This is a genomic window from Microbacterium sp. zg.Y909 (assembly GCF_024626565.1).
Map to the genome: position 1 here is coordinate 1 of NZ_JANJFJ010000727.1, position 683 is coordinate 683.

The window sequence follows — 683 nt, forward strand, 5'->3', positions numbered from 1 at the left end:
CGTCGCTGTTCATGATGAAGATCTTCGACAAAGCGGGCGTGCAGGGCCGCTGGCGCGCGTGGGTTCCGATCTACAACACGATGGTCTTCGTCAAGCTCGGTGATCTGAACCCCTGGTGGCTGCTCATTGCGTGGGGTGCCGGGATCCTCCTCGCCCCTGTGGGCGTCGGGTCGCTCTTCTTCCTCGCCGCCGGGGTCTACACGATCCTCGGCGCGTACCGCGTGGGAATGAAGCTGCAGAAGGAGCCCGTCTGGGTGGTGCTCTACATCTTCCTGTCGATCGTGTGGCTCGGCATCCTCGCGTTCGACCGCTCCCGGTGGACCCTCGCCGTTCCGCCGGCGCCCTGGGCGAACTCGTTCCTGCGTGACACCACACGGTGGTCGGGCATTCCGGTGCAGACCCCGGCCGTGGGGCAGTACCCCGCTGCCGGCTACGCCGCCTACCCGCCGCCCCCCGCCACGGGCGCCTACCCGCCCGCCGGTTACCAGCCGCCCGCCGGTTACCAGCCGCCCGCCGGATACCAGCCCCCCGCGCCGCCCGCCGGCTATCAGCCGCCTGCTGCGCCCGCCGGCTATCAGCCGCCCGCGGCCACCCAGCCGCCGCCCTACGAGCCGCCGCAGCCGCCGACGGCCCCGCCTGACGCGGAGCCGCCCGCGGCGCCCGCGGCGCCCGAGCCGCCGCGG

The 683-nt window shown here is 73.1% G+C and carries 1 protein-coding gene; it reads left to right on the forward strand.

Going from position 1 to position 683, the window contains the following annotated elements; genetic code table 11:
- The coding region (locus NQ160_RS24415) for a DUF5684 domain-containing protein (RefSeq protein WP_257517540.1) at positions 1–683 on the forward strand (683 nt) is incomplete at both ends.